The sequence below is a fragment of the Caldithrix sp. genome (genome assembly GCF_056497305.1).
This window is the reverse complement of the sequence record NZ_JBSMDE010000028.1, coordinates 1-6,893: the sequence shown is the minus strand read 5'-3', so window position 1 is coordinate 6,893 and position 6,893 is coordinate 1. Positions and strand designations below refer to the sequence as shown.

5 protein-coding genes are annotated in these 6,893 nt (G+C 41.5%); all 5 read right to left on the bottom strand.

Translation table 11 applies throughout. The features are described 5' to 3' along the window. Positions 1-286: 286 nt before the first annotated feature. The 5 genes from ACWB0I_RS02435 to ACWB0I_RS02415 all read right to left on the bottom strand — a co-directional run bounded on the left by ACWB0I_RS02435 (position 287) and on the right by ACWB0I_RS02415 (position 6,489). Positions 287-559: a DUF5076 domain-containing protein gene (locus ACWB0I_RS02435; protein WP_479386442.1), complete on the bottom strand. Its 273-nt coding sequence runs from the start codon at positions 557-559 to the stop codon at positions 287-289. A 92-nt stretch (positions 560-651) separates the two neighbouring features. Beyond that, entirely contained in the window at positions 652-1,641 is a 990-nt protein-coding gene (locus tag ACWB0I_RS02430) for an SPFH domain-containing protein (RefSeq protein WP_479386441.1), read from the bottom strand. Between the two features lie 109 nt (positions 1,642-1,750). Beyond that, positions 1,751-2,197: an NfeD family protein gene (locus tag ACWB0I_RS02425; protein ID WP_479386440.1), complete on the bottom strand. Its 447-nt coding sequence runs from the start codon at positions 2,195-2,197 to the stop codon at positions 1,751-1,753. 379 nt (positions 2,198-2,576) lie between these two features. Further along, complete coding sequence (locus tag ACWB0I_RS02420; protein ID WP_479386439.1) at positions 2,577-3,266, bottom strand: outer membrane beta-barrel protein; 690 nt, start codon at positions 3,264-3,266, stop codon at positions 2,577-2,579. A 757-nt stretch (positions 3,267-4,023) separates the two neighbouring features. Next, positions 4,024-6,489: a T9SS type A sorting domain-containing protein gene (locus ACWB0I_RS02415; protein ID WP_479386438.1), complete on the bottom strand. Its 2,466-nt coding sequence runs from the start codon at positions 6,487-6,489 to the stop codon at positions 4,024-4,026. Between the last annotated feature and the right edge of the window lie 404 nt (positions 6,490-6,893).

Sequence of the window (6,893 nt, the reverse complement as noted above, 5' to 3'; positions counted from 1 at the left end):
CGCCTGCCAGACTGGAATGTCCCCGAGGATCGGGATTTGGAATGACGCATGGCACGAAGCCTCACTGATTGTCTTTCGACCTTATAAAAGTCTCGAGCTGAAGCTCGAGTTACGTCTGAAGCGGGATTCAAAATGACATGCAAGCACAGGCCTTCACTGACTGGGCACAACTTGCCCCTTCGCAAAATAATTCTTAATTTTTAATTAAAATTACTTTTTGCGTCCTTTATGACTTCCCTGTGATCTAAATCCCCATGGAAGTCTTTTGGGTTGCGACTGTGCTGCCTTAGTGAATTTCGTCGGTTAAGTCTTTGGCCTGATCTGTCAGCCATTGCCATCCAGCGTCGAATATTTCTTTGATTCTGGAGATGACCTCTTCCCTTTTGTACCCTTCCCTTTCATATGTATTGGCCAGGTGACGAATGATATCGACCAGCATGATACCCCAGGCTCCCTGGTCTTCCCAGATTATTTTTGAAGAAACCTGCTGACCAACTTCTGGCAAAAAACAGATGCGCAGGATTTCTTCTGATTTTTCATACAGAGCTAAGGGGGGGATTTAGTTCGTTACTTTTTCTTTTCTGCAATTTTACACGCCCTCAACAAAAACGATGAAATCCTTCAGATAGAGCTAAAATGCTTTTTTATGCATTAGGGTAGCTGGCTGGATAACATCTCTTTGATGCCGCCCAGATAGCTTAATACACCGGTGGCCTCGATGGGCAGATAAACCACCTTATTATCTTTTCCACTGACCATCTCTTTCAAGGTCTCGATGTATTTAATAGCAATCAAATATTGAGAGGGATTTCCTTGACTTTCTTTAATCGATTTAGTAATCAATTCAATGGCTTTAGCCTCTGCCTGAGCTACCTGAATTTTGGCCACAGCCTCTCCTTCTGCTCTTAAAATCCTGGCTTGTTTTTCTCCTGTAGCTTTCTGAATCTGGGATTCCCGTACACCTTCTGCTTCCAAAATTCTGGCTCTTTTATCGCCTTCTGCTTGCAAAATAATCGCTCTTCGATCCCGTTCAGCGCGCATCTGTTTTTCCATAGCTTCTTTAATATCTTTAGGTGGATTGATATCCTGAAGCTCAACACGATTGACCTTAACGCCCCATTTATCGGTTGCTTCATCCAGAATGCTGCGTAGCTTTTGATTGATCGTGTCACGCGAAGAAAGTGTTTCATCCAGATCCAACTCCCCAATCACATTACGTAGGGTTGTTTGTGTCAGTTTTTCAATTGCATCCGGTAGATTAACAATTTCGTAAACTGCCTTTTTGGGATCGGTAATCTGAAAATAGAGTAACGCATTAATTTCGATGACCACATTGTCCTTGGTTATGACCGATTGTCTGGGAAAGTCGTAAACCGTTTCGCGCAAATCAATGCGATTGATGGATTTGTGAATTACGACCTGCTCACCGGAAGGCAGCACTTTAACGTATTTCCATTCGATTTTTCTTGGTTGATCGATAATGGGCCAGATAATGTGAATTCCACTGCCTAAAAGACGGTGAAACTTTCCCAGACGTTCAATTACCATCACCTGAGCCTGCTGAACCATAACCAATCCACGAACAGCCAGAACAATTACAAAGATAGCAAAAATAGCCAGAATGATTGTTAAAAACCCCATACTTTCTCCCCTAATTTAAAGTAACACTGTAAATAATTTATTAATTTGCTTTAATAAAATTAAAGCAACAAAGTGTGACCTTCTTATTTAAATCAACGCAAGCTACTTACTATTTTGTTGCATCTATCGGTTCTACAATTAATTTAACACCTTCCACTGCGACAATCCTCACTACGCTGTTTTTTTTGATTTTTGTTGAAGTTCGAGAAACCGCTTTCCAGTCCTCTCCCCCGATTTTTACTCTGCCCTGATTATTTAAATTGTAGATGGTTTCAACTACAACAGCTTGTTGTCCAATCAAAGCATCAACGTTGGTCGGAATCTGTGTATCTGCAGGAAAAAGATATTTTAAGTAAAAGGGGCGGATGAAGATAAACGATAGAAAAGTAATAATAGCGAATACCAGGATCTGCCACATGAAATGCGTTTGTAATGCTGCAGGAATGGCTGCAAACAAACAACCTATTCCAAAGGTAGCCACTACAAAGCCGGGAGTAAAAATTTCGACAATCATTAAAATGATAACAAGAATAACCCAAACATGCCACATTTCCATAACCTTTTCCTCCAAAAATAGAATCGATTTTATGCTCAATATATGAAATTTATTACAAACTACAAAGCAGATAAGAATATATTCAAATCATTTTAAAAAACATAACGGCGGCTGGATTTACTTACCATAAAAAATCCAAAGCAGCATAGCCGCAACCAAAAAATTTCTTTAAAAAATGATAGGCTGGTGCCCCGGAACCTTTTAACTCTTTACACTTTCATATACCCTTAACTTGACTCTTCCAACAGCATGAGGCATTTCACGAATTAGCCTTCACCCCCTCGACCCCTCTCTTCCAGAATAAAAATCTGGGAGAGGGGGAAGGCTTGTGTGGGAAATTTTCTCACCTGTGTTTAAGGTTTTATGAAGAAAAAATGGGCTAAAAGCGATATCCTAATCTTACAGTCAATCCATTGTTTTTAAATTGACGTTTATCTTTCAGATCAATTTCATAATATCTGGCGTCTGACTGATAGAGTTTAGTGATGCCTTTGTAAAAAATGAAATCGATGGAAAAATGGCCAAAATATGGGAAGGATAATCCGTACTTTAGACCTATATCGAATTTTTGTAATTCGGGGTAGATGTTATCTGGGCCTGGCTCGGGTAAGATGGTACCCTCTTCATAAGGCCCCGACCATTCTATTAGCCACTCCTGTCGGGCATTAGTTAAAAACGAGATAGAAAAGCCCAGAATCACATAGAAATTTTGGAACAAGTGTCCAACATTACTTTTGAGCCGATAATAGGGGGTCAGGCTCAAATAACTTAGATAGTAAGTGGTATAATCGCCGTCAGAAAAATCGAAAAATCCTTTGCCCCACATGCCGCCACGCCCCTCATAGGAAATTTCAATTCCTGCATAATCGGAAAATTGATTTTTCCTCTCATAGGCAAGCGAGATGTGCAAGCCTGGAAAGCGATGCGGCTCGTAGTATTCCTGACAGGTGGACCCGGAAATCAGATTTGAGTTGATCCCAAAATTAGCAACCCAGCTAACCTGGGCTGAATCCTGGGCATAAGCCTGTCCGATGATGACCATCAAGAGAGTGAAACAATATGTTTTCATTTTCTGTTTTTTCTGGCGAAATTACTATTTTTTTTAATTTGGTGAACGGCAGAAACTTAACGGTCAAAATTACGAATAACCTCACAGTCTGCTTTAGCCATTATCAATAATGTCATCCAGAGACCATCCATCCATATTTTTTCGCTATTTTTGATCAAAAACAATTTATTGAGCTTGAATATTTGTTTCAAGTGAAAATGGATTTGAGTAGCGCTTCGTTCCTCTTCAATATTGTAAATAGTTTGTTAAAAGTATTTTCTTTTCTACCAAGACAGTTAATGGGCTGAAGCCCATCCCTGGCTTTCAAACTAAATGAGAAAAACATGGTCTTCGTTTTTACTTTTATGTTCAAGAAATATGCCCTTCCACTCTTTTAACAAGAAATCCTGGCGCTCGCAAACGCTGCACCGGTTAGAAATTGGGGTAACCGGTCTCGTCCAGAATGACAGACACCCAACAAAAACGGTGGCTTCGCTTCGTCCCGCTAAAGCAGGACGGCTCAGCCACCAGGGGTTAAAGCCCGTCCTACCTCCTCCCCCACAATACTCTTCCCCTTCCAGCGCTCTACTCGCCTACTCCCCCATCTCAAATGTAAAAATCCCCGAAAGGCGGGTGGGGAATGCCATTCCGGGAATTCGGTGCTGCTTTGTTGCTCTATCAACATCACCCTTCCGGCTTACAATGAGCGGAACGGTTGACACCTGCCAGCTTCGAGGTCCCCCTCTTCCAGCTCTGTTCAAAATTCTTCCCTCTTAATCTATTTTAAGAACATCAATTTGCGATGTACCAAACGATCTTTGTATTGCACGCGACAAAAATACAGGCCAGACGACACCGGGTGGCCAGTTTCATTGGTTCCGTCCCAGCGCAGTTCAAATACACCCTCCCTGTACGCATTCTTGAGCAATGTTTTAACCCTTTCGCCCAGTAAATTAAAGATGGTAACCGATGTTTGCCCTTTGCCTGGCAAAGCAATTTTAATGGTAGTTACATGATTAAAGGGATTCGGATAGCTTTTGACCAGGACGGTTGTCCGTGGTTCAAAAGGACTGGCGCTGACACTGGTTATTACATCGACCGGCATCGTGTAGGCGTACACATTGTAGCCCGTACTGTCTCTGATGCTATTGCTCCAAGCCAGATAAAGCAACGAGTCGTGAATGGTGCATTGAAAATGTTTTACATTACTCAAATAGACAGAGTCAATCGGCGCCGTCTTTTCGTGCAGGAAATGGCCACGCCAATCGAATAATTTGAATTTAAATTGCGAATCCTGGATGAAAATGGAGACAAAATGTTGTTCATCTATGTTCAGGCATTGAAAGGGGTGTTTGTAAGGGGCCAATTCTTCAGCTACGGCAACAGTATCCCTCTCTGTTAAAATCATCCCCTTTTGCAGCAGAGTCAAATGGTCCTTAATTAAAAAATGAGATTGAGAAGAGACTAAATAGAGCACGGAGGAGAAATCGATTTTTCCCGTCAGCGGCTGCAGTTCGTAAGAAAACTTTTGAGCTGAAACGCTTGTGCATACCCAAAATTCCCTTTCTCCAGACCGTACAATACGCAAATCATCTTCGTAAGCGCTTTTGCCGTTAAAAGAATTTAAAACAACCCCGTCCGTTCGAATTTCCAGAAGATAAAGGTCCCGATTCACTGTATAGGCTACAATGAAAGTTGAATCCGATTTTACAAAGCCATTTATGGAGTTAACGGCGTATAAGGGCGTAGAACAAAAGGTGTCGGATTTTAAAATTCTAAACCTCTCGTCAAACAAGGCATATCCAATGGAACGTCCCCGCACCCAAAAATTGAGAAAATAGCCATTCTTAAAAAAAACGCCTTTAGAGCCGTGCAGTGGAATTTCTGGCTGTTCGCTGGTTAATTTGTTGTCCTGCACTTTACGGCCAAGAAGCTCTTTTTCATCGTGATAAACAACCAGGTAGTTTTTACTGTTTTCGACCACAATACCGGAAACATCTTCATTACTACCCGTTGCATCGTCATTTATTTTTAAACTCTGTATTTCCTCATCGCCTTCAATCTGACATAGGTAAATTTCGTCATTCAGGTTTTTTACAGCTAAAAACGCATCTTTTTTAAGGTACAAAAAATCTGTTGATTTCAGCGGTTTAAAGAGGGCGCTGGTTTTAAATGCATCGCCTGAAAAATGCCCCAAGGAATCCCCGTAAAGGAAATAATTCCAGGATGTGGATTTGGAATTCGAGTAGGTGTTCCAGGAAAGATGAGCCAGCACAGAGCCGTCACTTCCCTTTTTCAAAGAAAAATCTCTGGAAAATATTTCATCGTCGCTTTGAATTTTTATCGATTGTCTGTTCCCCACTCTACCCCGATCATCAAGGGTGAACAGATAAATGGTCTGCGTGCCAGGCAGCCAGTAACCAATGAGCGCTGCGCTATCATTTAACTTTAACGTTCTGAGAATGGAAAAATCCAGAATGGAATAATATTCTCCCACTTCATTCCCTGGTCCAAAATTTTCCAGCGTTTCCTGTTTGACCAACGAATCGCGCTCATCAAACAGAAACAGATTGAGTTTTAAGGAATCCGGGGGGGCGTTTGTCCAGAATTCATTTAAACCAGCAAGCCAATAGCTCGTTTTAAACCCCTGTCCTACCGGATTGACAATAACAGGTATTTTGTCCATATAGCGGATGGTTCGCAGGGGATTAAGAAAAGGATCGTAATAATCGATGGAAAAATATTTGGAGGAGATGATTTTTAAAAAATATGTTTTAAAGGGTAAAATGGTGAGATAAAAAGAAGGTCCTCCCATTCCACAGGCATCGGCAGTAAAACCAAATAATACCCTGGTATCGGAACAGGGTAAATGATTCTGGTAAACCGTTCCCAGGAAATTTACATCATAGACATAAAAGCCTCCAAAATCGATCTCTTTTTCAATTTGGTCAAACATCAAAAAAGTGGAGTCATTTAGAAGAAAGAGATCTCCGTTACCCTTTAATGGCCTATTTTTACCCAGAAACCGCAGATTGCTTTTTAAAAATTGACCGTAAGGTTGTTGAACTCCCTGTCGATAATCATCCCAGATAACCAGAAATTCTTGCGCATTTAATTTCCAGATTTTGGGATTGGTTTGTTTGAAGGTAGAGGGGCTGTTTTCCACATTGATTAGCAGCGGTTGGCCCGAAAGCCAGAATAAAGGAATGAATATGAGAAAAAGCGATGCAAAGCCTCTGATCATTTTCCTTCCTCCAGATACGATTACTCAATTTATTTCAACTATCATGCCAAAATCGTCAGTGGAATATGGCTTTTAAAATTTTAAAGGCCAGTTTCCTTGTTTCGTCTGGGATGTCTACACCATTTAGAACCGACTGGCAGTGGAATGTTCAGTTTCGAATTATTTTGTGAAATGACATGTAGTTTCTAAGGCAGCAAAGCCGCAAAGGACACTCGTCTGGCACCGGACAGGCCAGTCTGGCAGGCGCAGCCTGACAGGCCCGTCTGGCAGATCCAGCCTGACAGGCAAAGAATTAGTTTTAATTAAAAATTACGAATTACGAATTATTTTGTGAAGGGGCAAGACGGGCCCAGGCGGTGAAGGCCTGGGCCGGCATGTCATTCTGAATCCCGTTTCAGCGGTAT